The organism is Streptomyces sp. NEAU-W12 (genome assembly GCF_026242095.1).
Classification (GTDB): domain Bacteria; phylum Actinomycetota; class Actinomycetes; order Streptomycetales; family Streptomycetaceae; genus Streptomyces.
The window spans coordinates 14097-37326 of record NZ_JAPJDM010000011.1; the positions used below are offsets into that span (position 1 = coordinate 14097).

Below are 23230 nucleotides of genomic sequence, written 5' to 3' on the forward strand. Positions count from 1 at the left end.
CCCGCGCCCCGGCCCGGTACCCGCCGTCCCGGCCGGGTCAACCGGTGCCCTCCACGAGGTCACCGGGCCCGACCGTGACCGGGGTGGCATGCCCGGACAGGGCGAGGGTGAGGTCCAGCTCCGCGAGCAGACAGCGGATCACGTGCTCGACCCCTGCCTGCCCGTCGAGGCCGAGCCCGTAGACGTAGGGCCGTCCCAGGAGCACCGCCCGCGCGCCGAGGGCAAGGGCCTTGAAGACGTCGTCACCGGTGCGGACACCGCTGTCGAACAGCACGGTCAGCCGGTCGCCGACAGCGGCCACCACACCGGGCAGCGCGTCCGCCGCCGCGACGGCCCCGGCCACCTGACGGCCTCCGTGGTTGGACACCACCACCCCGTCCATCCCGGCATCGGCCGCGAGCCGGGCGTCGTCCGGATGCAGCACACCCTTGAGGACGATCGGCCCGTCCCAGTTCTCCCGCAGGAACGCGAGGTCCGGCCAGGTCTTGGCGGGGTCGGAGAACATGCCGACGAAATGCATCACCGCCGCGTCCGGGTCCTCGTGCACGGGCCTGGCCAGGCCGGCCCGGAAGGCGGGGTCCGAGAAGTAGTTGGCGGTGCCCACTCCGTGCAGGAACGGCAGGAAAGCCTGGTCCAGGTCGCGCGGACGCCAGGACAGCAGGGGAGTGTCCAGGGTGACCACCAAAGCCGTGAACCCGGCGGCCCTCGCCCGGCCGAGGAAACTCCGGGCGATCTCAGGGTCCTTCGGCCAGTACAGCTGGAACCAGCGCTCCGCGTCGCCCATCGCCTCCGCGACCTGCTCCATCGGCGTGCTGGAGGCGGAGGAGAGCACGAACGGCACACCCTGCGCGGCAGCCGCCCGCGCGGCGGCCGGCTCGGCGTCCGGGTGCATCAGCGACAGCACCCCGACCGGCGCCAGCGCCACCGGCGCCGGCAGCGCGCGGCCGAGCACCTCCACCGACAGGTCACGCTCGTGCACGTCCCGCAGCATGCGCGGCACGATCCGGTGGCGGGCCAGAGCCGCCCGGTTGGCGCGCGCGGTACTGCCGTCGCCCGCGCTGCCCGCCACATAACCGACCGGCCCCGGCCCGAGCCGCCGCTCGGTCAGCTCCTCCAGCCGGGTCAGGTCCGTGGGCAGCCGGGGCACGGCACCCGTCATCCCGTTCAGGTAGATCTCGTACTGGAAGTCCGCCCGGTGTCCGGTCACACCACGTCCCCGCCTCTCCTCGTCGAGCCGACTGAATCATGAACAGAAGGCATCGCGGAACGGTCTGCCGGGAACGGAAGCGGAATGTTTCAGGCCTATTGCGAAACAGTGGGAATTCGGCCATCTGGCCACTTCCCGCAAACACCACCCGTGCGGTTACCGGGTTCACGCCCGCGCGTTCCGTGACTTCACGCCACTGATTCAATACGCAATGTTACCGAAAGCGGTCCGGTCGATGTGTGTTTCCGCGGCGGACTCGGCAGACTCCCGCTCGCCGGTCCGGCACCACCGAGCACGGGCCGGCGACTCGTCGAAACGAGCGGAAGGAAGCACACAATGCGGAACACCGCGCGCTGGGCCACCACCATCGGCCTGACCGCCGCAGCCGTCTGCGCACCTCTGTCCGGGGCCGCGTCGGCCGCGCCGGGCGGCGCACCGTCCGCGCTCTACGCCCCGTCGGCCCTGGTGCTCACCATGGGCCACGGGGAGAGCGCCATGGCCGTCACACCGGAGCGCGCGGTCACCCTGACCTGCGCCCCCGGCCCTTCCGGCACCCACCCGGCCGCGGCCGACGCGTGCGGGGAACTGGCCGAGGTGAACGGCGATCTGCAGGCCCTCGCGCCGAGAGAGGGCGTGTTCTGCACCCATCAGTACGACCCGGTCGTCGTCACCGTCGACGGGGTGTGGCAGGGGCAGCGGCTCTCGTACGAGCGGACCTTCGCCAACGAGTGCGTGATGAACGCCCACGGTTCGGGCGTCCTCGCGTTCTGAGACCGGGACCGCACGGTTCCCGTGACCGCGTGGCGGTCGGGTACTGGGGAGTGCCGACCTCCTCGCGGAACGTGCGGCCCCGCAAAGGGAGGCCGGCGGGCGGAGTGGGGCCGCCCGCCGGCCTCCGGCGTGGCCGGGGGCGGGTCTCCGGATGATCTGCCCGACGTCGGGGGCGAGTGTGGTGACCCGGCCCGCGTCGAGGATGTGGACGACCGTGGCGCCCCGCTCGGTACGGACCTCGAGGGCCGGGGAATCGGCGGGCAGCCGCTCACCCTGCTTCGCGAGGACCGCGGTGACCCGGCCGGCGACCGGGCTCTGCAGTACGTAACGGCTCTGCCCGTGTGTCAGGGCGGCGGACGCGGTCACCGTGGAGGTCACCGATCCGGTCGCCGCCCCCACCCAGGCGGCGTCCGTGGCCACCACGGTCACGGCGAGCACCGGCCAGCCCTGAGGGCGGGCGAAGCGCACCGGGAGGTCGAGCTCCTCGGGCGACTGGAGCTTGGCGAGGGCCTGTTGGCGGAACTGCACGGTTCTTCCCGCACCCGCGTGAACTCTGCGAAGGACGAGACGGACCGAGGCGGCCTCGAACGGACCGGCCCGGACCCAGTCGGACTGCGAAGCACCGCCCAGGACGGAAGGGCTTCACGAAAGCAACGCCGAGCCCCGGAGCCGGGGGGCGGCTCCAGGGCTCGGCGGCACAGGGGCGCGATCAGGGACCGGCGACCAGGTTCGTGACCAAAGCGGTGTTCAGACCGGTCACACCCTCGACGGTGCCCGCGGCCGTGCGGACCGGGCCGGAGACCGGGGCGATGCCGTCCACCGCGCCCGTGGGGGTGTTCACGGCGTTCACGGACGGGCCGCCGGAGACGTGGTCGAGCTCGGCGTCGGAGATCTCGACGGTCTCGACCTGGGGGGAGTCCATGAGGGAAGGTCCCTTCGTGGGGATGTGTCACAAGGGGAGCGGCCCTCCAGGAACAGAGTGAAGGCCGCGGCCGTGGGCCCCGGACCCCCGTCGCCGGATGTCCGAAGCGGCCCCGCGGCGCGATGGATCAAAGCACGCCCCGGACCCGGCCCTCCACTCGAGCAAGCCTCTCACCAGGCAACTTGCGGTCGTGTCGCGCACAGGCGTGCAGAGAAGGCGACGGCCCGGTGGCGGCTTCTTCACAGAGGTCACCGCATCGCCCCCTCCTCCGTTTGCACCCCTCGGGAGGAATCCGGCACGCCGGCCCCAAGAGGTATCGGAAGGCAGCCGGCCCGTGGGCGGCTTCCCGCTGCGGTGACCGGGTCGAGCACGCGTTGTGCAGATTCGCCGCAGCCGGGATTCCGGGCCGGGAGGGCGACGGAACGTACGCGGCCGCTTGCGGTGGGTCTCTCCGTCCCGAGGGTTGGCGGGGTGCCGTGCCGCGCGTGCCTGCCGGCCGATTCCGTGGCGCAAACCGACTGACCGCAAAGGGATTTGAACGCTCCGCCGGACCCGTGCGTACCAACAGCCGTCCAGGCGCCCCGACAGCCGCCGCACGGCGGCACGACTCCGGTCCCCCCAGGAGGTCGAGAAGTTTGAGTCACAAGCGAATTCCGAAGCGCAAGGCCGCGATCGCGGTGTGCGGTGCGGTGGCGCTCGGCGCCGCAGCGATCCTGCTCCCCAGCGCCAACGCGTCGCAGGACGGAGCGTCGAACGACGCGGCGGCCGCGCCGAGGACCCTCAAGGCGACGGATGCCTCGGACCTCGCCTCACAGCTCGCCGGGCTCCTCGGCGACGCGTTCGCCGGCTCCTACTACGACGGCGACAGGCAGCGGCTCGTCGTCAACGTCGTACCCGGCGACGACGACAGCGTGATCGTGCAGGCGAAGAAGGCGGGCGCGACCGTCCGCGAGGTCGACAACAGCATGGCCGAACTGGCCGCGGGCGAGCGGACGCTGAAGACCGAGGCCACCATCCCCGGCACCTCGTGGGCCGTCGACCCGCGCACCAACAAGATCCTGGTCACCGCCGACTCCACGGTGACCGGCGAGAACTGGGACAGACTGGAGTCCACCGTGCAGGGCCTCGGCTCCGGCATGGCGACCATCAAGAAGTCCGCGGGCACCTTCAGGACCTTCGCCTCGGGCGGCGACGCGATCTTCTCCGGCGGCGCACGCTGTTCGCTCGGCTTCAACGTCACCGCGGACGACGGCGCGCCCGCCTTCCTGACCGCCGGTCACTGCGCGGTCGCGGCCGACGAGTGGTCCGACGCGCAGAACGGACAGCCGATCGCCACCGTCGACCAGGCGGTCTTCCCCGGTGAGGGCGACTTCGCACTCGTCCGGTACGACGACCCGGCCACCGACGCACCGAGCGACGTCGACGTGGGCGGCCAGACGCTTCAGATCACCGAGGCCGCCGAGGCCGCCGTCGGCCAGGAGGTGTTCCGGACGGGCAGCACCACCGGGCTCGCCGACGGCCAGGTCCTCGGACTCGACGCCACGGTGAACTACCCCGAGGGCACGGTCACCGGTCTCATCCAGACCGACGTCTGTGCCGAGCCCGGCGACAGCGGCGGCTCGATGTTCACCCAGGACGGCCTCGCGATCGGCCTCACCTCGGGCGGCAGCGGCGACTGCACGGTCGGCGGCGAGACCTTCTTCCAGCCGGTCACCACCGCCCTGGCGGCGGTCGGCGCGACGCTCGGCGACGGCGGCACCGGAGGCGGCGACCAGGCAGGCGGCGACCAGGCCGGCGAGGTCGACGGCGAGGTCGACGGCGAGCAGGCGGGCCAGGACGAGGGAGCCGGTTACGGCGCCGGCCAGGGCGCCGAGGACGGCCTGGCCGAGACCCACTGACCGTCACCCGCCGAGCCATCACCGAGCCCCCGGCTCGCCACGACGCACCGTGGCGGACCGGGGGCGGCGGCACGCCGACACACCGGCAGCGGGGGTCCGCACGCGTCCCGCCCGCACGTGGGCTGCCCGCTCGCGGGCCGGGGCCTGCCCGGCCCGCGAGCCGCGCCCCGGCTGCGTGCTGTCCGCCCTTGTCCCCGCACCCCCGGAGGGGCGGAGAATGACGCAGGGGCTGCGTAGATGTCGTATAAGCGCTGTAATGGCCAACGTGGTCGGTGAGGGCGCTGCGGGACGCAGCACGAGAACGCTGCGTGCGGAAGGTGCCCTCGCGACGATCGCTGCCGAGCCGGAGTCGCCGGACCGGGTGCGCCGGGTCCTGGAGCAGGCCCTGGTCTTCGCCGGCGCCGCCTTCGTCGCCGTGTACGCGCCCAGCGGAGACGGCGAGCAACTGCGCCTGGTGGAGTCGGCCGGGATTCCGCGGACCCTGTGCGGGGTGCGGGACAGCTATCCCGCCGCCGGGCACTCCCCGGCCGCCGACGCGGTACGCGGGGGGCGGCCGGTGTGGCTCGGCCCCGAGGAACTCGCCGCCCAGGCCCAGGCCCAGGCACGGCGCGTCCCGGCCCGTGACTTCTCCCTCGCCGCGCTGCCCGTGCGCCACGACTCCGGTGGCTGCCTGCTCGCCGTCAGCGAGCACCCCGGCGGCTTCGACACCGACGACCGCGTCTGCCTCGGACTCGTCACCGACGCGGTCGCCCTTCCCGGGCGGCAGCCGGCGCCCGACGGCGGCGGAAACCCCGCACCGGATGCCTTCGTCCTCGCCATGGACACCGGACGGGTCCGGGTGGGCGACGACATCCTGGACCTCTTCGGCCTCGGTCCGGACGACTTCGACGGACGCGTCGAGACCCTCGTGGGCCGGGCCGTGCCGGAGGACCTGCCCTCCGTGATGTCGGTCGTCGAGTCCGACCACATGACCGTCGGCGAGCGCGAACTGGAGTTCCGGGTCGTGCAGCCCGCCGGCCCGCCGAAGTGGCTCAGACTGCGCGGCCGGCTGCTGCCGGGCGGGGAGGGCCGTCCGGCCCGCCTGGTGGGCTCCGTCGCCGACGCCTCCACCCTGCGTGCCGACGTCACCGACGTGGCCCGGGTACAGCGCCTGGCCACCGCGCTCACCACCGCGGTCACGGTCCGCGATGTCGGCAAGGCCGTGGTCGCGGCCCTGCGTGGGCCACTGGGGGCCGACCGGATCGCGGTCGCCGAACTGGAGAGCGACCGGCTCGTCGTCACCGTCCTCGACCCGCCGGAACCGGACGCCTGGCCGGACCTGTGGCGCGCCGAGTGGCGTACCGAATGGCCCGAGGCGCCTGTGCGCACCATGCCCACGCTCGCTGCCGTCCTGCGCGAGGGCCGGGCCCGGATATGGCCCGCGGGCAGCGCTCTGGAGACCTCCCTCGCCGAGGTCGGACCGGGTGGTCTCGCCATGCTGCCGCTGTCCGCCGGCAACCGGACGGCCGGTGCCTGCCTCATCGGCTGGGACGCCCCGCACGACTTCGGCGCGGATGAGCGCGCCCTGCTCACCGCCGCCGCCGGTCTCGCCGGACAGGCCCTCATACGGGCCCGCGCCTTCGACGCCGAGCACGAACTGGTCGGCATGCTCCAGCGCCAGCTGCTGCCGCGCAGCCTGCCCCGGCTGCCCGGCGCGATCGCCGTCGCCCGCTACCTGCCCAGCACCGCCGGCCTCGAGCTCGGCGGCGACTGGTACGACGTGATCCCGCTGCCCGACAACCACGTCGCCCTGGTCATCGGCGACGTCCAGGGCCACAGCGCCGGCGCCGCCACCCTCATGGGACAGATGCGCACCGCACTGCGCGCCTACGCCGTCGAGGGGCACACGCCCGACGTGGTGGTCTCACACACCAACCGGCTGCTCGTGGACATGGAGAGCGACCTCTTCGCGACCTGCTGCTACGTCGACGTCGACCTGGAGCAGGGCTCCGCCTGGTGTGTACGCGCCGGGCATCTGCCGCCGGTGCTGCGTCACCCGGACGGCAGCACCGAGATCGCGGAGGTGGAGGGCGGTCCGCCGCTCGGCGTCATGGCCCAGGCCGACTTCCCGATGAGCCCGCTGAGGCTGGGGCCCGGCACGGTGGTCGCCCTCACCACGGACGGCCTGGTCGAGACCGTCGAGGCCGACATCGACGAGGGAATGGACCACCTCGCGCGCCGGCTGGCGGCCGCCGACCCGGCCGACCTGGGAATGGTCGCCGACGGCCTGCTGGGCAAGGCCCCGCGCAGCGACGACGTCGCCCTGCTCCTGATGCGCTACGAGGGCATGACCCTGCGGCCGCTGCGGGAGACCTGGACGGTGTGGCGGGTGCCGCAGGCCGTCGGTCACGCCCGCCGCTTCACCCGGCGCACCCTGCGTTCCTGGGACCTCACCGAGGACCTCGACGCCGCCCTGCTCGTCGTCTCCGAGCTGGTCACCAACGCGCTCGTGCACACCGAGGGGCAGGTCCGTCTCGACCTCACCCTCGTCGGCGACCGGCTGCGCCTCACGGTCGCCGACGCCTCGCCCCGCAGTCCCGCCAAGCCGAGCAGCATCGGCTGGGAGGCCACCGGAGGCCGGGGCATCCTGCTCGTCGAGGCCCTGTCGGCGGCCTGGGGGACCCTGCCGGTCAGCGGCGGCAAACAGGTGTGGGCGGAACTCGGCGCGCACCGGTGAGCAGGCGTCGTCCCGGGCGTCGACAACGCTCCCGGCACCGGTGTCATCCCTTCGGGTGACAGGCCGCCGGGCCGCGATCCCGTCCCGCGCCTGCCGTCACCGGCCCGGTGCACCTCCGCTCCCGACCTGCCCGAACCGCACCGCGGGAACCCCCCGCCCGGGTAAGGGCATTGACGCACCGGGCCGGGACGGGCCGACACGCCCGACAGGGGATCGGGCGTCCCCGTTCCGCGCGAATCAGCGGTCATGGGCCGGAAAGACGGCGACTGGACGGGTCCTGTCCGGGATTTCGTCATGAAGCGTTAAAACAAGTGATGTTCCGTGCGCCGTGCACCACTATGGTGAGGCAGATGAAGGCTCTCGTGCTGTCCGGCGGCGCCGGCACCCGGCTGAGGCCGATCACCCACACCTCGGCGAAGCAGTTGGTCCCCGTGGCCAACAAGCCCGTGCTCTTCTACGGGCTGGAATCGATCGCGGACGCCGGCATCACCGACGTCGGAATGATCGTCGGCGACACGGCCGAGGAGATCGAGGACGCGGTGGGCGACGGATCGAAGTTCGGCCTGCGCATCACCTACATCCCCCAGGAACATCCTCTGGGGCTGGCCCACGCGGTGCTGATCGCCCGCGACTGGCTCGGCGACGACGACTTCGTGATGTACCTCGGCGACAACTTCATCGTCGGCGGCATCAGCGGACTCGTCGACGAGTTCCGCCGGCACCGGCCCGACGCCCAGATCCTGCTCACCCAGGTCGCCGACCCCCGCTCCTTCGGCGTCGCCGAACTCGACGCGGACGGACAGGTGATCGGCCTCGAGGAGAAACCCGAGCGTCCCAAGAGCGACCTCGCCCTCGTCGGCGTCTACCTCTTCACCCCCGCCATCCACGACGCGGTGCGCGCGGTCAAGCCCTCCTGGCGCGGCGAACTCGAGATCACCCACGCCATCCAGCGCCTGATCGACTCCCACGCCGACGTGCGCTGCACGGTCATCCACGGCTACTGGAAGGACACGGGAAACGTCGTCGACATGCTGGAGGTCAACCGGTCCGTCCTCGAAGGCGTCGAGCGCCGGATCGACGGCGAAGTGGACGACGCCTCCGAGACCATCGGCCGGGTGGTCGTGGAGGAAGGGGCCCGGATCACCAACTCGCGTGTCGTCGGCCCCGCCGTCATCGCCTCCGGCACGGTCGTCAGCGACTCCTATGTCGGACCCTTCACCTCCGTCGCGGAGAACTGCCGGATCACCGACAGCGAACTCGAATTCTCCATCGTGCTGCGGGACTCCTCGATCGACGGCGTCCGCCGCATCGAGTCCTCACTGATCGGCCGCCATGTCGAGGTGACCCCGGCCCCCAGCGTTCCCAGCGCCCACCGATTCGTCCTCGGAGACCACAGCAAGGTGCAGATCCACTCATGAACCTTCTCGTCACCGGAGCCGCCGGCTTCATCGGCTCCCGTTACGTCCGCAGGCTGCTCGCCGCCGACGCGCCCGACGCCGCCGATGCGCCGAGGATCACCGTGCTGGACGCGCTCACCTACGCCGGCACCCTCGACAACCTCCCGCTCGAGCACCCCCGACTCGAGTTCGTCCACGGAGACATCCGCGACGCCGACCTCGTCGGCAAACTCACCGCCGAGGCGGACCAGGTGGTCCACTTCGCCGCCGAGTCGCACGTCGACCGCTCCCTCCTCACCGCCTCCGACTTCGTCCTCACCAATGTGCTCGGCACCCAGATCCTCCTCGACGCCGCCCTGCGCCACGACGTGAACACCTTCGTGCACGTCTCCACCGACGAGGTGTACGGGTCGATCGCGTCGGGCTCGGCGACCGAGGCGTACCCGCTCGAACCCAGCTCCCCGTACTCCGCCTCCAAGGCCTCCTCCGACCTGCTCGCCCTCGCCTGCCACCGCACCCACGGCCTGGACGTCCGCGTCACCCGCTGCTCCAACAACTACGGCCCGCACCAGTTCCCCGAGAAGGTCATTCCGCTCTTCGTCACCAACCTCCTCGACGGCGCGAGGGTCCCGCTCTACGGCGACGGCCTCAACGTCCGTGACTGGCTCTACGTCGACGACCACTGCGCGGGCATCGACCTCGTGCGGACCAGGGGCCGGGCCGGCGAGGTCTACAACATCGGCGGCGGCACCGAACTCACCAACAAGGACCTCACCGGCCTCCTCCTCGAAGCCTGCGGCGCCGGCTGGGACCGGGTCGAGCACGTCGAGGACCGCAAGGGCCACGACCTGCGCTACTCCGTCGACTGGACCAAGGCCCGCGACGAACTCGGCTACCGCCCCCGCCACGACTTCACCGCCGGCCTCGCCGAGACCGTCGCGTGGTACCGGGACCACCGCGCCTGGTGGGAGCCGCTCAAGCAGCGCGTCACCGGGGGAAATCCATGAAATGGCTGGTCACCGGCGCGGGCGGGATGCTCGGCCGGGACACCGTCGACGAACTGGCCCGGCGCGGTGAACAGGTGACCGGCCTCGACCGGGCCGCCCTCGACATCACCCGGGCCGAGGCGATCGAGCACGTCCTGTCCGAGCACCGTCCCGGCATCGTGGTCAACTGCGCCGCGTACACCGCCGTCGACGACGCCGAGACCGACGAGGAACAAGCCACCCGGGTCAACGGCGACGGGCCCCGCCTGCTCGCCCGCGCCTGCGCGGTGCACGGCGTCCGGCTGATCCACGTCTCCACCGACTACGTCTTCCCCGGCGAGGCCCGCACCACCCCCTACCCCGAGGACCACCCGACCGCCCCGCGCACCGCCTACGGCCGCTCCAAGCTGGCCGGAGAACGGGCCGTGCTGGAGGAGCTGCCCGGCGCGAGCGCCGTCGTGCGCACCGCTTGGCTCTACGGGGTCCACGGCGCCAGCTTCGTGCGGACGATGATCGGTCTCGAGGCCCGCCGCCCCACCGTCGACGTCGTCGACGACCAGCGCGGGCAGCCCACCTGGAGCGCGGACGTCGCCGCACGCATGGCCGACCTCGGCCCCCGCCTCGGCGACGACGTGCACGGCGTCCTGCACGCCACCAACTCCGGCGAGGCCACCTGGTACGGCCTGGCCCGGGAGGTGTTCCAGCTGGTCGGGGCCGACCCCGACCGGGTACGGCCCACCACCTCGGCGGCCTTCCCCCGGCCCGCACCGCGCCCCGCGTACAGCGTCCTCGCGCACGACCGCTGGCAGGACATCGGCCTGCCGGCACCGCGTGACTGGCGCGTCGCCCTGCACGAAGCACTGCCCCGGATCCGTAAGGAGAGTCCCCTTCGTGAAACGCCATGAGTTCCTGCGCGCACTGCACAAGGCCAGCGCCAACCGCAACTACCTGGAGATCGGCGTCAACGACGGCCGCAGCCTGCGCCTGTCACGCGTCCCCAGCATCGCGGTCGACCCCGCCTTCAAGGTCGTCTCGGAACTGAAGTGCGACGTCCACCTGGTCAAGGCCACCAGCGACGACTTCTTCGCCCGTGACAACCCGCTGGCCCACCTCAAGGGCGGCCGGCACCCGCTGCGCAACCTCCGCCGGGGCCGCAGCCCCGTCGGGCACTGGCGGCGCACCACACTCGACCTGTCCTTCATCGACGGCATGCACCTGTTCGAGTACGCCCTGCGCGACCTCATGAACGTCGAGAAGCACTCCGACTGGTCCAGCGTGATCGTCCTCGACGACATGCTGCCGCGCAACGTCGACGAGGCGGCCCGGGACCGCCACACCACGGCCTGGACCGGCGACGTCTACAAGATCACCGAGGTGCTGGCGCGCCACCGCCCCGACCTGGTGACGATTCTCGTCGACACCCAGCCCACCGGCCAGCTCGTGATCTTCGGCGCCGACCCGGACAACACCGTGCTGCACGACAAGTACGACGAGATCATGGCCGAGTACAAGGTGCCCGACCCGCAGAAGGTGCCCGAGACGATCCTGGAGCGGGCCGGCGCGGTGCCGCCCGAGGCACTGATCGAGGCCGGCTTCTGGCGCCCGCTCACCCAGGCCCGCAACCGCGGCCTGCCGCGGCGCCTGGGCTGGGAGCCCTTGCGCCGCGCGCTCGACCAGGTCGGCGTCAGCCGCTGAGCCCCCTGCCGCGGAGCTCCTTCGAGCGTGCGCGGCAGGCCTCGTACGACGGCAGCAGGCCGAGGCGCTCCGCCTCGGCCAGCGTCGGCGCCTGCTCGTCCTTCGGCGACAGCACCGGGTCGACGCCCTGCGGCCACTCGATGCCCAGGGCCGGGTCGAGCGGGTGCACCCCGTGCTCGCGGCCCGGCGCGTAACCCGTCGAGCACAGGTACACCACCGTCGCGTCGTCGGTGAGCGCCATGAAGGCGTGCCCCAGCCCTTCGGCGAGGAACACCGCGTGCCGGCTGTCGTCGTCCAGCCGGACGGCCTCCCAGCTCCCGTACGCCGGTGACCCCAGCCGCAGGTCCACCACCACGTCGAGCACCGCGCCGCGCACACAGGTCACATACTTGGCCTGGCCGGGCGGCACGTCCGCGAAGTGCACCCCGCGCAGCACCCCACGGCGCGACACCGAGCAGTTGGCCTGCGCGATCGACAGGTCGTAGCCCGTGGCCCCACGGAACTCCTCACCGCGGAACCACTCGTGGAAACTGCCCCGGTCGTCCGGGAACACCTTGGGCTCCAGTACCCAGGCGCCCTCCAGATCCAGTGCGCGCACCGGTCACCGCCTCCCCTTGACCAGCGGCGCCACCCTCGCACGGGCGGCACCGAGCACCCGCCGCGCCCTGCGCAGCAGTTTCCGTCCGGTACGGGGGCGCGGAACCTGCACCACCAGCACTCCGCCCCGGCCGACACGGACCGCGAACGGCAGCCCGGAGAAACGCGGTTCGGTGGCCTCCCGGTCCAGGTCGAGCGCCACCCGCCAGACACCGCGGGGGAGTCCCGAGGGCAGCGTCGCCTCCAGCCGCGACCCCGGCCGCTGCGGCTCGGCGGTGAGCGAGCCCGGCGCGTACAGGGTCCGGCCCGCGGAGGAGAACCGGAGCCGCACCGGCGTGCCGTCCGCCGCGTGCAGCGGGATCCTGGCGCGCAGCCGCGCGCCGGAGACCGTGACATCCGGCCGCCGCACCTGGCCGAGGCCGAGCCGCCTGCCCTTCACCGCGACATCCAGGGAGAGATTGCCGTGCGGCTCCGTCCAGTACGGCAGGACCGCCCGGCCGGCGACGACGCCCGCGTACGGTTCCGGCCGGGTGGCACGAGGGGCCGGACCGAGACGGCACTCCTTGGTCCAGCCGCCGAGCCTGACCCGTACGACGGCGTCCCAGGCCCCGTCACCCGGCAGCACGCCGGGGTCGACCGAGGCCGTCGCCCGCAGCACCAGCCGCACCCGCTCCCCGCCGTCCACCGGTACCTTCTCCCGGACCAACTCCACGGGCTGGAAGTACTGGGCGGAGCTGGAGCGTTCACGCAGCAGCAGATCGGCGGTCGCCTCGGTGAAGCGGGCCGCGGTCTGGGCGCCGACCCACGCCACCGCCTCCTCCACGCTCTTCGGCGTATCGGCCAGCGGAGCGCGGACGGCGTCGGCGGGGAACGTCATCGGCGCGCCCGCGGAGGCGTATTCGGCGGTGAAACCGAGACGCAGCGAACCGCCCTCCCACTCCACGCCGGTCGGCGACGCCGTCGCCGCGACGCCGGCCTCCCACTCGGCGAAGGCCACCACGTCGTCGTACCGGTCCGCCGCCGTCAGCGAGGCGACGACCTGCTGCGTCGGCTGCAGCCCGGCCGCGACAGCAGGTCCGAACCGTTCGACGACCACCTTGTGGATCTCGCCGAACAGCTCCCGGCGGTAGTCGTCCGGCAGCCCCAGCAGCCGCCGGGCACGCAGCCGTTCCACCATCTCCACCCGCAGCCACCGGCGGAACAGCCGGTCACGCACCGGGCCGGGTCCGGTGTACCGCTCGACCACGTCGAGCGCCTCGCGGAGGTTGGTGAAGTAACCCACCGGATCGAAGCGCTGGAAACCGGCATTGGAGGCGTCGTCACGCCGGATGTGGTAGTAGCAGACGTAGTCGCTGAGCACGGAGACGTTGGCCGCCCGCAGATATGCCTCGGTGACGAAGACGTGGTCCTCCAGCCGACGCCGCCCCTCCGGGAAACGCAGCCCGATCTCGTCGAGGAACGCCCGGCGGAACATCTTGTGCGGGGTGAGGCTGTCGATCAGCGGCGCGTTCTCCACCGTGGCCCGCGGGTGGTTGCGGCGGAACAACTCCACCGGCACACCGCGGTTCCTGCCGGCCATCTTGCCGACGACGACATCCGCGCCGTTGGCCACGCCGTACGTGTACATCCGCTCCAGGGCCTCGTCGCCCAGGTAGTCGTCGTTGTCGACGAACATCACGAACTCGCCGCGGGCGGCGGCGATCCCGACGTTGCGCGGTGTGCCGGACCAGCCGGAGTTCTCCTGGTGGATCACCCGCATCCGCGGGTCCTCGGCGGCCAGCCGGTCGAGCCGTGCGGGAGTACCGTCGGTGGAACCGTCGTCGACGAAGACCGCCTCGTACTCCTCGGGAGGCAGGGACTGCCGTCGCAGCGAGGAGATGCAGTCCTCGATGTAGGCCCCCGGGTTGTACACGGGGACGATGACGCTGACCTTGACCGGCATCTGGATTTGTGGCCCTTCGGGTCGCTTGCCGTCGAACGGGCGGCTTGGTGCGCGTTGCCCGATCGTAACCCCGTGGCCACCTGGGTCCCGTCTTCCGAACGCCGCCGAGACCGTGCCGTGATCAACCCTCACACGTAGGAGTGATCCGCTTGCTGCGAGGGGCGCTTGATGGGGGGTCAGGTACGGGAAGGGCCGGTGCGCCGGCACGCGGAGGTCCGGACCGCTTCGTGTCGGTGGAAGCGGTCCGGACGCTGCGAACAGATTCGATCTTCACGGACCTCCTTCCGCGATCGGAGGTGTCATGAGGCCCACTACCCGAACCGGCACGGTTCACACGCGCCTTTTCCGCCCATTTGTCGGCCCCGGTGTCAGGTCCGCCGCCGCCTGCACACTCGCGCCACCAGCAGGACCACCACCGCCGCGCCCGCGAGCACCGCGACGGCCCGCTCGGCGACCGGCAGACCGGCGGTGCGCAGCAGGTCGAGGGGCTCGTCCGGCGGGGCCCCGGTGCGCCGGAGGGACTGCGCCGCACCGGTCGTGACAGCCTCGGCGGCACCCGAGGCACCAGCCGTCCCCGAGGTACCGGCCGTCCCCGAGACACCGGCCGTATCGGCCGCGGCCGCCTCTTCGGCCGCGCCGGCCGGCTGCGTCAGCTGTTCGGACAGGCAGGCGGCGAACCGGCCGATGATCTGCTCGCCGACGTCCGCCAGCACCCCGCGGCCGAACTGGGCCGGCCGCCCGGTCACGGTGAGATCGGTACGCACGGACACCGCCGTGCCGCCGTCCCGCGCACCGAGCGTCGCCGTGACGGTCGCCCGCGCGGTGCCCTGGCCCCGGGTCTCCCGGCCACTGGCCACCAGCACCATCCGGTGTGCCGTTCCGTCCCGCTCCTCGAAGACGGCCGTGCCCCGGTAGGTCACGGTGACCGGGCCCACCTTGACCTTCACCGAGCCGGTCACCGCCTCGCCGTCGTACTCCTCGACGGTCGCCCCCGGCAGACACGGCGCGACCCGTTCGATGTCGAGGAGCGCCGGCCAGGCGTCGTCGACCGGGACGGGAACGGTGAACTCGTGATGCAGCTCCATGGCTTCCACCTCGCGGCTCGGTTCTCGGGGCAGGGGGCGTTCAGGGCGCGGGTACGGGCGGATGGACCGCGCCCTCGGTCGCGGACAGCGGTGCGCCCGTGCCGCCCCAGCGCAGTGCGACGATCTCGGCGGCCACCGACACCGCCACCTCCTCGGGGGTACGGGCCCCGAGGTCGAGCCCGACCGGTGAGCGCAGCCGGGACATCTCGGCCCCGGTGAGCCCTCTCTCCACCAGCCGGTCCCGCCGCTCCGCGTGGGTGCGGCGGCTGCCCATCGCGCCGATGTAGGCGGCCGGCCGGCGCAGCGCCTCCTGGAGCAGCGGCACATCGAACTTCGGATCGTGGGTGAGGACACAGATCACCGTGCGCTCGTCGGTCTCCGTGCCCTGCAGATAACGGTGCGGCCAGTCCACGACCACCTCGACGCCCTCAGGGAAACGACGGGGCGTGGTGAACACCGGTCGGGCGTCGCAGACGGTGACGCGGTAGCCGAGGAAGCCGCCGATCCGTGCCACGGCCGCCGCGTAGTCGATCGCGCCGAAGACCAGCATGCGCGGTGGCGGCGCGAAGGACTGAAGGAACACCTCCACCGCGTCCTCCCGGCGCTGCCCCCGGGGCCCGTAGTGACGCAGCCCCGTGGCACCGAGGGCGAGTCCACCGCGTGCGTCGGCGGCGACCGCCGCGTCCAGGCCGGTCGTCCCCAGGGAGCCCGCGAGCCGGCCGGGCCACACGGCGAGCGTGGCCCCGCGCGGCGCGGGACCGTCGGTCACCGTCGCCACGGTCACCGGTTCGCCCGCGGCGACCGACTCCGCGACGGCGCCGAACGCCGGATCCCGCTCCGGCGTCACCGGGCGCACGAGCAGGGTGATCTCGCCGCCGCAGGTCAGGCCGACCGCGAAGGCGTCGTCGTCGCTGTAGCCGAAGGTCTCCAGGCGGGCCTCGCCGTCGGCGACGACCTCCCGCGCCAGCTCGAACACCGCCCCCTCGACACACCCCCCGGACACACTGCCCACCACCTCGTCGTCCGGTCCCACGGCCATCGCCGCCCCCGGGCCGCGCGGTGTGCTGCGGCTGGTACCGACCACGCCGGCGAGGCCGAACGGCCGGCCTGCGGCGTACCAGCGGGTGAGCGCCGGAAGGATGTCACGCACGGTGGGCTCCTTCCCGGGGTGCGGCGGACGGGCCGGGTACGGCCCCCCGGCCGGGGACGGTCCGTCCGGGGGAGGCGGCATCGAGGGGCGAGGCACCCCGCACCACCGTCGCCAGGTTCTCCAGGGCGGCCAGGCTGTGGCCCTCGACGAACACGTCCACGCTCGGCAGCGCCGCCGCCATCCCCGCGGCCAGTGGCGCGTAACCGGGGCGCGCCTTGAGTGGATTGGCCCAGATCACCCGGTGGGCCAGCCGGTGCAGGCGGCGCATCTGAGCCGCGAGGAGTTCGGGGTCGCCGCGCTCCCAGCCGTCCGACAGCAGCACCACCACGGCGCCACGGGCCATGCCCTGCTGCCCCCAGCGGTCGAGGAACTCCCGCAGCAGCTCACCGAGCCGGGTCCCGCCGCGCCAGTCGGGCACCGCGGCCCACGCCGTGCTCAGAGCCGGACCGGGATCCCGGCGGGACAGCTCCCGGGTCACCCGGGTCAGCCGGGTGCCGATCGTGAACACCTCCGCCCTCCGGCCGCGTACGGCGGCGTGCGCGAAGCGCAGCAGCGCGTCCGCGTACGGTGCCATCGACCCGCTGACATCGACGAGCAGCACCAGCCGCCGCGGCCGTTCGGCCCGGACCCGGCGCAGCAGCCGGGCCGGTTCGCCGCCGCGCCGCAGCAGCTCCCGCACGGTCCGGTGCGGATCGACGTCCCCGCGCCGGGCAGGCCGGCGCCGTGCCGTGCGCCGGACCTCGCCGCGCGGGGCCAGCGCCGCCAGCAACCGCCGCACCTGCTCCCGCTCGCCGTCGGCCAGGCCCGCGAGATCGCGGTGGCGAAGCGTCTCGGTGGAACTGGCCCGGGTGGCCAGGGGAGGCCCCGGATGCTCCTCCTTTGTACCGGCCGCCCGGCGGCCGGCGGCGTCGCGCACCACGAGCCGCCGCCGCGGCCGGGGCGTGGCCGGTGCCGGCGGTCCGCCGGGCTCTCCGGTGCCGAAATACGCGGCGAAGACCCGGTCGTAGCGCTCCAGATCGTCCCGGCCGGAGCACAGTGTCAGCCGTCCCGCCCAGTACACGTCCGTCCGTGCCCCGGGCCGCAGGGCGTCCACCGCGCGAAGGAAGGCGTGCACCCGCTCCGCGCTCGCGTCGACGCCCGCCGCGCGCAGGGCACGGGCGAACCCGAGGAGCACGGCGACCGCTTCGCGCGCCCCGTCCGCCGTGCCGGTCACGTCCGTCACCTCCCTCGTGCGGCGAGCACCGCCGCCAGGTCGAGTCCGCGGGCCCGCTCGGTGTCCTCCCGGTACTTCAGGGCGGACCCGAGCGTGGCCACGGCGAGGTCCGCGTCGACCTCGTCGGCCCCGAGCGCGTCCAGGGCCTGCGCCCAGTCGATCGTCTCGGCCACCCCCGGCGGCTTGAGCAGGTCCTGCGCGCGCAGCGCCTGCACCAGTGCGGTCACCTGCTCGGCCAGCCGCGCCGACACCCCGGGCAGCCGGCGCCGGACGACGGCCAGCTCGCGGGCGAAGTCCGGATGGTCGAACCAGTGGTACAGGCAACGCCGCTTGAGCGCGTCGTGCACCTCCCGGGTGCGGTTCGAGGTCAGCACGACCACCGGCGGCACCTCTGCCCGTACGGTGCCCAGCTCCGGGATCGTCACCGAGAACTCCGACAGCAGCTCCAGCAGGAAGGCCTCGAACTCGTCGTCGGCACGGTCGATCTCATCGACGAGCAGCACGCACGGCTGTGTCTCAAGGGCCCGCAGCAGGGGCCGGGTGATCAGGAAACGGCGGTCGTACAGATCGCCCTCGAGGCGGTCGGCGTCCGTGATCCCGGCCGCCTCGGCGGCCCGCAGATGCAGCAGCTGACGGGGGAAGTCCCAGTCGTAGAGAGCCTGGGAGGCATCGATGCCCTCGTGGCACTGGAGCCGGATGAGCGGGGCGTCCAGTGCCTGGGCGAGGGCGGTCGCCAGCGCGGTCTTGCCGACGCCCGGATCACCCTCGCAGAAGACCGGCCGGTGCAGCTTCAGGGCGAGGAAGCAGGCGATGGCCAGCCCGTCGTCGACGAGATACCCCGTCGCCTCCAGCCGGGCCCGCACCTCGTCCGGCCCGAAAGCCTCCTGGTCCGGCCTGTCCGATGCCGGGCCCGGTCCGGACGCCGCGGCACGCGGTCCGGCCGTCCCCGGGCCCAAAACCGGTCCGGCACCGACCTTGCCCGGCCCGCCGGGCCGCCTCACGCGGGGTTCCGTCCGGCCCGGTTCCGTCCGGCCCGGCTCCGGTTCGTCCTGGTCCGCTCCGGCCTGGCCCGGCCCGTGGTTTCCCGCTCCGCCGCTGATCGGCCTCACCCCATCCCGGCCGCGGTCAGCACCGCCCGCCGGGTGAGCACCTGGGCCAGGTGCGCCCGGTACTCGGGCGAGCCCGAGGTGTCCTTGGGCGGCTGGGTGCCGTCCGGCGCCGACTGCGCGGCCCGCGCCACGGCCGACGCGTCGTCGCAGCCGGCCAGGGCCCGCTCGGCCGCCGTGGCCCGCAGCGGGGTCGCGCCCATGTTGCTCAGCCCGACCCGCGCCTCTGCGATCCGTCCGTTGTCGCGACGCACCAGCGCCGCCACACCGACGATCGCGTAGGACTGCGCCACCGTGTGGAACTTCTCGTAGTGGAAGCCCCAGCCGTCCGTCTTCGGCACCCGCACCTCGACCAGCAGTTCGTCGGGCGCGAGCACCGTCTCCAGGTAGTTGACGAAGAACTCGTGGGCCGGGACCGTACGCCGGCCGGCCGGACCGGCGACGACCAGCTCGCCGTCCATGGCCAGCACCGCCGCGGGCAGATCCGCGGCCGGGTCCGCGTGCGCCAGCGAGCCGCCGAGGGTGCCCCGGTGCCGTACGGCCGGGTCGGCGACCGTGCGGGTGGCGGCGGCCAGCAGTCCGGCGTGCCGGCGCACCAGCGGGTCCCGGACGACCTCGTGGTGCGTGGTCATCGCGCCGATGACGAGCGTGCCGCCGTCCTCGCGCACTCCGCGCAGCCCCGGTACACGGCCGATGTCCACGACCAGTTCGGGGAAGGCCAGCCGCAGCCTGAGCAGGGGCAGCAGGCTCTGCCCGCCGGCCAGCACCTTCGCGTCCTCACCGCCGTCGGCGAGCACCCGCAGCGCCTCGTCGAGGCCGGTGGGCCGGGCGTAGTCGAATGACGGGGGGATCATGCGGAGGCCTCCTTCACCGAGCGCACTGCCCGCCACACCCGCTCGGGCGTGCACGGCATCGTCACGTCGTTCACCCCGAGCGGCCGCAGAGCGTCCACGACCGCGCCGACCACGGCGGGCGTCGAGGCGATCGTCCCCGCCTCGCCGACGCCCTTGACGCCCAGCGGGTTGGAGGTCGCCGGCGTCTCGGTCCGCTCCGTGACGAACTCCGGGAGGTCACCGGCCACCGGGACCGGATAGTCGGCCATGGTGCCCGTGACCAGGTTGCCCTCGTCGTCGTACACCGCCTCCTCGTACAGCGCCTGCGCGATGCCCTGGGCGAGACCACCGTGCACCTGGCCCTCCACGATCACCGGGTTGATCACCCGGCCCACGTCGTCGACGCAGACGTAGGAGCGGATCCGGGTCCTGCCCGTCTCGGTGTCGACCTCGACGGCACACAGGTGGGTGCCGTGCGGGTACGAGAAGTTCTCCGGATCGACCACCTGGTCGGCGTTGATGGTGGGTTCCATGCCGTCGGGCACGTCGTGCGAGGTGAACGCCTCGAACGCGATCTCCTGGATCGTCCTGCGCGCCTCGGGCGAGCCCTTGACGCTGAACACGCCGTCGGTGAAGTCGAGGTCGTTCTCGTTCGCCTCCAGCAGGTGCGCAGCGACCTTGCGGGCCTTCTCGACCACCTTCCCGGCCGCGTGGTGCACCGCCGACCCGCCGACCACCAGCGACCGCGAACCGTACGTGTCCATGCCCTGCGGGGCCGCCCTGGTGTCTCCGTGCACCACCTCGATGTCCTCGAACGGCACGCCCAGCACGTCCGCGGCGATCTGGCTCCAGCTCGTCACGTGCCCCTGCCCGTGCGGGCTGGTGCCGGTGACCACCTCGACCTTGCCGGTGGGCAGCATGCGGATGCTCGCCGCCTCCCAGCCGCCGGCCGCGTACCGCAGGTCCCGCAGCACCCGGCTCGGGGCGAGCCCGCACATCTCGGTGTACGTCGACACACCGATGCCGAGCCGTACGGTGTCGCCGCGCTCGTTGCGCTTCTGCTGCTCGGCCCGCAGCTCGTCGTACCCGAACAGCGCGAGCGCCTTCTCGGTGGCCGCCTCGTAGTTGCCGCTGTCGTACGTCAGGCCCGCGATCGAGTCGTACGGGAACTCCTCGTGCCGGATCCAGTTCCGGCGCCGCACCTCGACGGGGTCGATGCCGAGCTCGGCCGCCAGCTCGTCCATGATCCGCTCGATGGCGAACGTGGCCTCCGGGCGCCCGGCGCCGCGGTACGCGTCCGTCGGTGTCTTCGTCGTGAACACACCGGTGCAGGTGAAGTCGTAGGAGTCCATCTTGTAGATCGCCGGGTACATGAAGGCGCCGAGGATCGGGATGCCGGGCGTGACCAGCATCAGATAGGCGCCCATGTCGGCGAGCAGGTCGACCTTCAGACCGAGCAGCCTGCCCTCGCCGGTCGCGGCGACCTCGACGTCCTGGATCATGCCGCGGCCGTGGTGAGTGGCCAGATAGCCCTCGGAACGGGACTCGGTCCACTTCACCGGCCGCCCCAGCCGCCGGGCGACCTCCAGCGCGACGGCCTCCTCCCCGTACACCTGGAGTTTGGAACCGAACCCGCCGCCCACGTCGGGGGCGACCACCCGCAGCTTCTGCTCCGGAATCCCCGTGACCGTCGCCAGCATCACCCGCAGGATGTGCGGGACCTGGGTGGCCGAATAGACCGTGTACTCGCCGGAGGCGGCGAGCGGCGTGACGACGACCGCGCGCGGCTCCATCGCGTTCGCGATCAGCCGCTGCTGGTGGAAGCGGCGGGTGACGACCACGTCGGCACGCCGCTTGACCGTCTCGTAGTCCTCGCCCGCCTTCAGCGGCCACACGTAGCTGCGGTTGGTGCCCTTGTCCGCGTGGACCAGCGGGGCGTCCTCGGCGAGTGCCGCCTCCAGGTCGAGTACCGGCTCCAGCGGCTCGTAGTCGACCTCGACCGCCTCCAGCGCGTCGGCCGCCGCGTACCGGTCGCGGGCCACCACGACCGCCACCGGATCGCCCGCGTGCCGCACCTCGTCGACCGCGACCGGCGGATGGTCCGGCAGCACGATGTCCTCGGTGACGGGCCAGGCACAGGGCAGCGAACCGAGCCCCTCGGCCAGGTCACGTCCGCTGAACGCGGCGACCACACCGGGGCGTTCGAGGGCGGGGGAGACGTCGACCCGCTCGATTCGGGCGTGCGCCATGGGGCTGCGCAGGATCGCGATGTGCAGCAGACCGGTGACGGAGATGTTGTCGGTCCAGTTGGTCTGCCCGGTGACCAGCCGGGCGTCCTCCTTGCGGAGCCGGCCCCGGCCCACCTCGCGCTCGACGTTCCGGTCGGTGCTCTGGTCGGTCATGCCGTGACCTCCTCCGACGTGGCGGCGGCGGCGAGGACCGCGCGGACGATGTTCTGGTAACCGGTACAGCGGCACATGTTGCCCTCGAGCGCGTCACGCACCTCGTCCGCGTCGGGGTCCGGGTTCTCGCGCAGCAGATCACGCGCCGCCATGATCATCCCGGGGGTGCAGTAGCCGCACTGCAACGCGTGCTGCTCGTGGAAGGCGCGCTGCAGCGGTGTCCACTCGCCGTCCCGGGCCAGCCCCTGGACGGTGGTCACCTCACCCCCGTCGGCCTGGACTGCCAGCACCGAGCAGCTCTTCACGCTCGTGCCGTCCAGTTCGATCGTGCAGGCTCCGCAGCTCGAGGTGTCGCAGCCGACCGGGGTACCGGTCAGGCCGAGCCGGTCGCGCAGGTAGTGGACCAGCAGCAGGCGGGGCTCCACCTCGTCCTCGTACGTCGTGCCGTCCACTTTCACCGAGATACGGGTCATGTGCTCTCCAGAGACCGTGCGGGCGGATACGGAGTGTCGGCGGACCATGGGGGTGACGCAGGTCACTCTATGGCCGGTCCCGCAGGACGGCGAGTGGTGCGCACGGACCTCTCGGGCGTCGATCCACCGCTGAGGTCCGGCGCGTTCACGGCAGACGCCCGCGGTGCCGGGCCCCCCCGGCCCCCGCCCCGGGCGCCGGGGGCCGGCGCCGGGGGCCGGGCAGCCGCCGGGGGGGCCGGGCCCCCGCGCTCCACGACCGGAGCGCGGGGGCCCGGCCCCGTGTCCTGTACTTTCTGGCGCCCTGCGCCGCGCCCGGCCGGAGCGGACCGATCACTCGTCCCAGGCCTGGATCATCGTCTGGTCGGTGATCCTGCCGTCGTGCAGCGAGACCATCGACTCCGCGTACACCCGCACCCCGTCCGGGTAGACACAGGTCTCGCTGAAGGCGGCCCGGTCGTCCTGGATGACGCACCGCTCCAGCTGGTGCGTCATGTCACGGCTGTAGACGTCGTCGAGCATGGTGGCGATCTCGTCCCGGCCGCGCAGGACCATGGGGTGGCTGGGCTGGGTGTTGCGGTCCACGATGCGCAGCTCGGCGTCGTCCGCGTAGAGCGCCATCAGGGGCGCGGCCGTCGGGGCCTCGAGACCCCGGCGCAGTGTGTCGGTATCGAAGCGGGGTTCTGCCGAGGTTGTCATGATGACCTCCTTCGAGGGCCTCGGCCCGGTCCGGAGCGGGCCGCACCGGGCCTCACCTACGAGCCTCCCCCTGCCCGGTGAGTACGGCAAGCCCGCCCCGCGCACTCCCCGGACCGCCCGCTCTTTCCGGCCCGCCCGCAC

General features: G+C 72.9%; 19 protein-coding genes and 1 pseudogene. 7 read left to right on the top strand and 13 right to left on the bottom strand.

Going from position 1 to position 23230, the window contains the following annotated elements; genetic code table 11:
* Window positions 1-37: 37 nt before the first annotated feature.
* Window positions 38-1207 (bottom strand): lactate 2-monooxygenase, encoded by a 1170-nt coding sequence (locus ORI94_RS15435; RefSeq protein ID WP_266075603.1) that lies wholly within the window; start codon window positions 1205-1207, stop codon window positions 38-40.
* Between the two features lie 336 nt (window positions 1208-1543).
* Between ORI94_RS15435 and ORI94_RS15440 the strand changes: the two genes are divergently transcribed.
* Window positions 1544-1978, top strand: a complete 435-nt coding sequence (locus tag ORI94_RS15440; protein WP_266075606.1) for a subtilase-type protease inhibitor — start codon at window positions 1544-1546, stop codon at window positions 1976-1978.
* A 150-nt stretch (window positions 1979-2128) separates the two neighbouring features.
* On the opposite strand, the pseudogene ORI94_RS15445 reads toward ORI94_RS15440, so the two are convergent.
* Together ORI94_RS15445 and ORI94_RS15450 are read right to left on the bottom strand one after the other, a co-directional pair.
* Window positions 2129-2506 (bottom strand): annotated as a pseudogene (locus tag ORI94_RS15445) (hypothetical protein); the annotation flags it as partial.
* A gap of 181 nt (window positions 2507-2687) precedes the next feature.
* Window positions 2688-2900 (bottom strand): type A2 lantipeptide, encoded by a 213-nt coding sequence (locus ORI94_RS15450; RefSeq protein WP_266075607.1) that lies wholly within the window; start codon window positions 2898-2900, stop codon window positions 2688-2690.
* A gap of 635 nt (window positions 2901-3535) precedes the next feature.
* Between ORI94_RS15450 and ORI94_RS15455 the strand changes: the two genes are divergently transcribed.
* The 6 genes from ORI94_RS15455 to ORI94_RS15480 all read left to right on the top strand — a co-directional run bounded on the left by ORI94_RS15455 (window position 3536) and on the right by ORI94_RS15480 (window position 11592).
* Window positions 3536-4798, top strand: coding sequence for a S1 family peptidase (locus tag ORI94_RS15455; protein WP_266075609.1), 1263 nt, complete (start codon window positions 3536-3538; stop codon window positions 4796-4798).
* A gap of 256 nt (window positions 4799-5054) precedes the next feature.
* Complete coding sequence (locus tag ORI94_RS15460; RefSeq protein ID WP_266075611.1) at window positions 5055-7514, top strand: SpoIIE family protein phosphatase; 2460 nt, start codon at window positions 5055-5057, stop codon at window positions 7512-7514.
* 350 nt (window positions 7515-7864) lie between these two features.
* On the top strand, window positions 7865-8932 hold the full coding sequence (locus tag ORI94_RS15465; protein ID WP_266075612.1) for a glucose-1-phosphate thymidylyltransferase: 1068 nt from the start codon (window positions 7865-7867) through the stop codon (window positions 8930-8932).
* Window positions 8929-9918, top strand: a complete 990-nt coding sequence (gene rfbB, locus ORI94_RS15470; protein WP_266075615.1) for a dTDP-glucose 4,6-dehydratase — start codon at window positions 8929-8931, stop codon at window positions 9916-9918. The genes ORI94_RS15465 and rfbB overlap by 4 nt, the downstream gene beginning before the upstream one ends.
* Window positions 9915-10802 carry a dTDP-4-dehydrorhamnose reductase gene (rfbD, locus tag ORI94_RS15475; RefSeq protein WP_266075617.1) on the top strand — a complete coding sequence of 296 codons (888 nt, stop codon included), beginning with the start codon at window positions 9915-9917 and terminating at the stop codon, window positions 10800-10802. Before rfbB ends, rfbD begins: the two co-directional genes overlap by 4 nt.
* Window positions 10789-11592 (top strand): class I SAM-dependent methyltransferase, encoded by an 804-nt coding sequence (locus ORI94_RS15480; protein WP_266075619.1) that lies wholly within the window; start codon window positions 10789-10791, stop codon window positions 11590-11592. Before rfbD ends, ORI94_RS15480 begins: the two co-directional genes overlap by 14 nt.
* Here the strand turns inward: ORI94_RS15480 and rfbC are convergent.
* The 10 genes from rfbC to ORI94_RS15530 all read right to left on the bottom strand — a co-directional run bounded on the left by rfbC (window position 11582) and on the right by ORI94_RS15530 (window position 23089).
* On the bottom strand, window positions 11582-12190 hold the full coding sequence (gene rfbC / locus ORI94_RS15485) for a dTDP-4-dehydrorhamnose 3,5-epimerase (protein ID WP_266075621.1): 609 nt from the start codon (window positions 12188-12190) through the stop codon (window positions 11582-11584). The two genes, ORI94_RS15480 and rfbC, sit on opposite strands and share 11 nt — an antisense overlap.
* Before the next feature lie 3 nt (window positions 12191-12193).
* On the bottom strand, window positions 12194-14131 hold the full coding sequence (locus tag ORI94_RS15490; protein WP_266075622.1) for a glycosyltransferase family 2 protein: 1938 nt from the start codon (window positions 14129-14131) through the stop codon (window positions 12194-12196).
* A gap of 368 nt (window positions 14132-14499) precedes the next feature.
* On the bottom strand, window positions 14500-15216 hold the full coding sequence (locus ORI94_RS15495) for an SRPBCC family protein (RefSeq protein ID WP_266075624.1): 717 nt from the start codon (window positions 15214-15216) through the stop codon (window positions 14500-14502).
* Window positions 15217-15256: 40 nt separating this feature from the next.
* Entirely contained in the window at window positions 15257-16366 is a 1110-nt protein-coding gene (locus tag ORI94_RS15500) for an XdhC family protein (RefSeq protein WP_266075626.1), read from the bottom strand.
* Window positions 16359-17579: a vWA domain-containing protein gene (locus tag ORI94_RS15505; protein WP_266075628.1), complete on the bottom strand. Its 1221-nt coding sequence runs from the start codon at window positions 17577-17579 to the stop codon at window positions 16359-16361. Before ORI94_RS15505 ends, ORI94_RS15500 begins: the two co-directional genes overlap by 8 nt.
* Window positions 17580-17584: 5 nt before the next feature.
* Window positions 17585-18442 (bottom strand): AAA family ATPase, encoded by an 858-nt coding sequence (locus tag ORI94_RS15510; protein WP_266076002.1) that lies wholly within the window; start codon window positions 18440-18442, stop codon window positions 17585-17587.
* Window positions 18443-18684: 242 nt separating this feature from the next.
* Window positions 18685-19539 (bottom strand): FAD binding domain-containing protein, encoded by an 855-nt coding sequence (locus tag ORI94_RS15515; protein WP_266075630.1) that lies wholly within the window; start codon window positions 19537-19539, stop codon window positions 18685-18687.
* A complete protein-coding gene (locus ORI94_RS15520) occupies window positions 19536-21920 on the bottom strand; it encodes a xanthine dehydrogenase family protein molybdopterin-binding subunit (protein WP_266075632.1) in 2385 nt (794 codons plus the stop codon). Before ORI94_RS15520 ends, ORI94_RS15515 begins: the two co-directional genes overlap by 4 nt.
* Window positions 21917-22393 (bottom strand): (2Fe-2S)-binding protein, encoded by a 477-nt coding sequence (locus ORI94_RS15525; RefSeq protein ID WP_266075634.1) that lies wholly within the window; start codon window positions 22391-22393, stop codon window positions 21917-21919. The genes ORI94_RS15520 and ORI94_RS15525 overlap by 4 nt, the downstream gene beginning before the upstream one ends.
* 330 nt (window positions 22394-22723) lie before the next feature.
* Window positions 22724-23089 (bottom strand): nuclear transport factor 2 family protein, encoded by a 366-nt coding sequence (locus tag ORI94_RS15530; protein ID WP_266075636.1) that lies wholly within the window; start codon window positions 23087-23089, stop codon window positions 22724-22726.
* Window positions 23090-23230 lie beyond the last annotated feature (141 nt).

Coding starts and splice junctions, on each gene's coding strand:
- ORI94_RS15525 (WP_266075634.1), bottom strand. CDS start 22,393: ATGACCCGTATCTCGGTGAAAGTGGACGGCACGACGTACGAGGACGAG.
- rfbB (WP_266075615.1), top strand. CDS start 8,929: ATGAACCTTCTCGTCACCGGAGCCGCCGGCTTCATCGGCTCCCGTTAC.
- ORI94_RS15450 (WP_266075607.1), bottom strand. CDS start 2,900: ATGGACTCCCCCCAGGTCGAGACCGTCGAGATCTCCGACGCCGAGCTC.
- ORI94_RS15465 (WP_266075612.1), top strand. CDS start 7,865: ATGAAGGCTCTCGTGCTGTCCGGCGGCGCCGGCACCCGGCTGAGGCCG.
- ORI94_RS15495 (WP_266075624.1), bottom strand. CDS start 15,216: ATGGAGCTGCATCACGAGTTCACCGTTCCCGTCCCGGTCGACGACGCC.
- ORI94_RS15490 (WP_266075622.1), bottom strand. CDS start 14,131: ATGCCGGTCAAGGTCAGCGTCATCGTCCCCGTGTACAACCCGGGGGCC.
- ORI94_RS15515 (WP_266075630.1), bottom strand. CDS start 19,539: ATGATCCCCCCGTCATTCGACTACGCCCGGCCCACCGGCCTCGACGAG.
- ORI94_RS15520 (WP_266075632.1), bottom strand. CDS start 21,920: ATGACCGACCAGAGCACCGACCGGAACGTCGAGCGCGAGGTGGGCCGG.
- ORI94_RS15530 (WP_266075636.1), bottom strand. CDS start 23,089: ATGACAACCTCGGCAGAACCCCGCTTCGATACCGACACACTGCGCCGG.
- ORI94_RS15460 (WP_266075611.1), top strand. CDS start 5,055: ATGGCCAACGTGGTCGGTGAGGGCGCTGCGGGACGCAGCACGAGAACG.
- ORI94_RS15440 (WP_266075606.1), top strand. CDS start 1,544: ATGCGGAACACCGCGCGCTGGGCCACCACCATCGGCCTGACCGCCGCA.
- rfbD (WP_266075617.1), top strand. CDS start 9,915: ATGAAATGGCTGGTCACCGGCGCGGGCGGGATGCTCGGCCGGGACACC.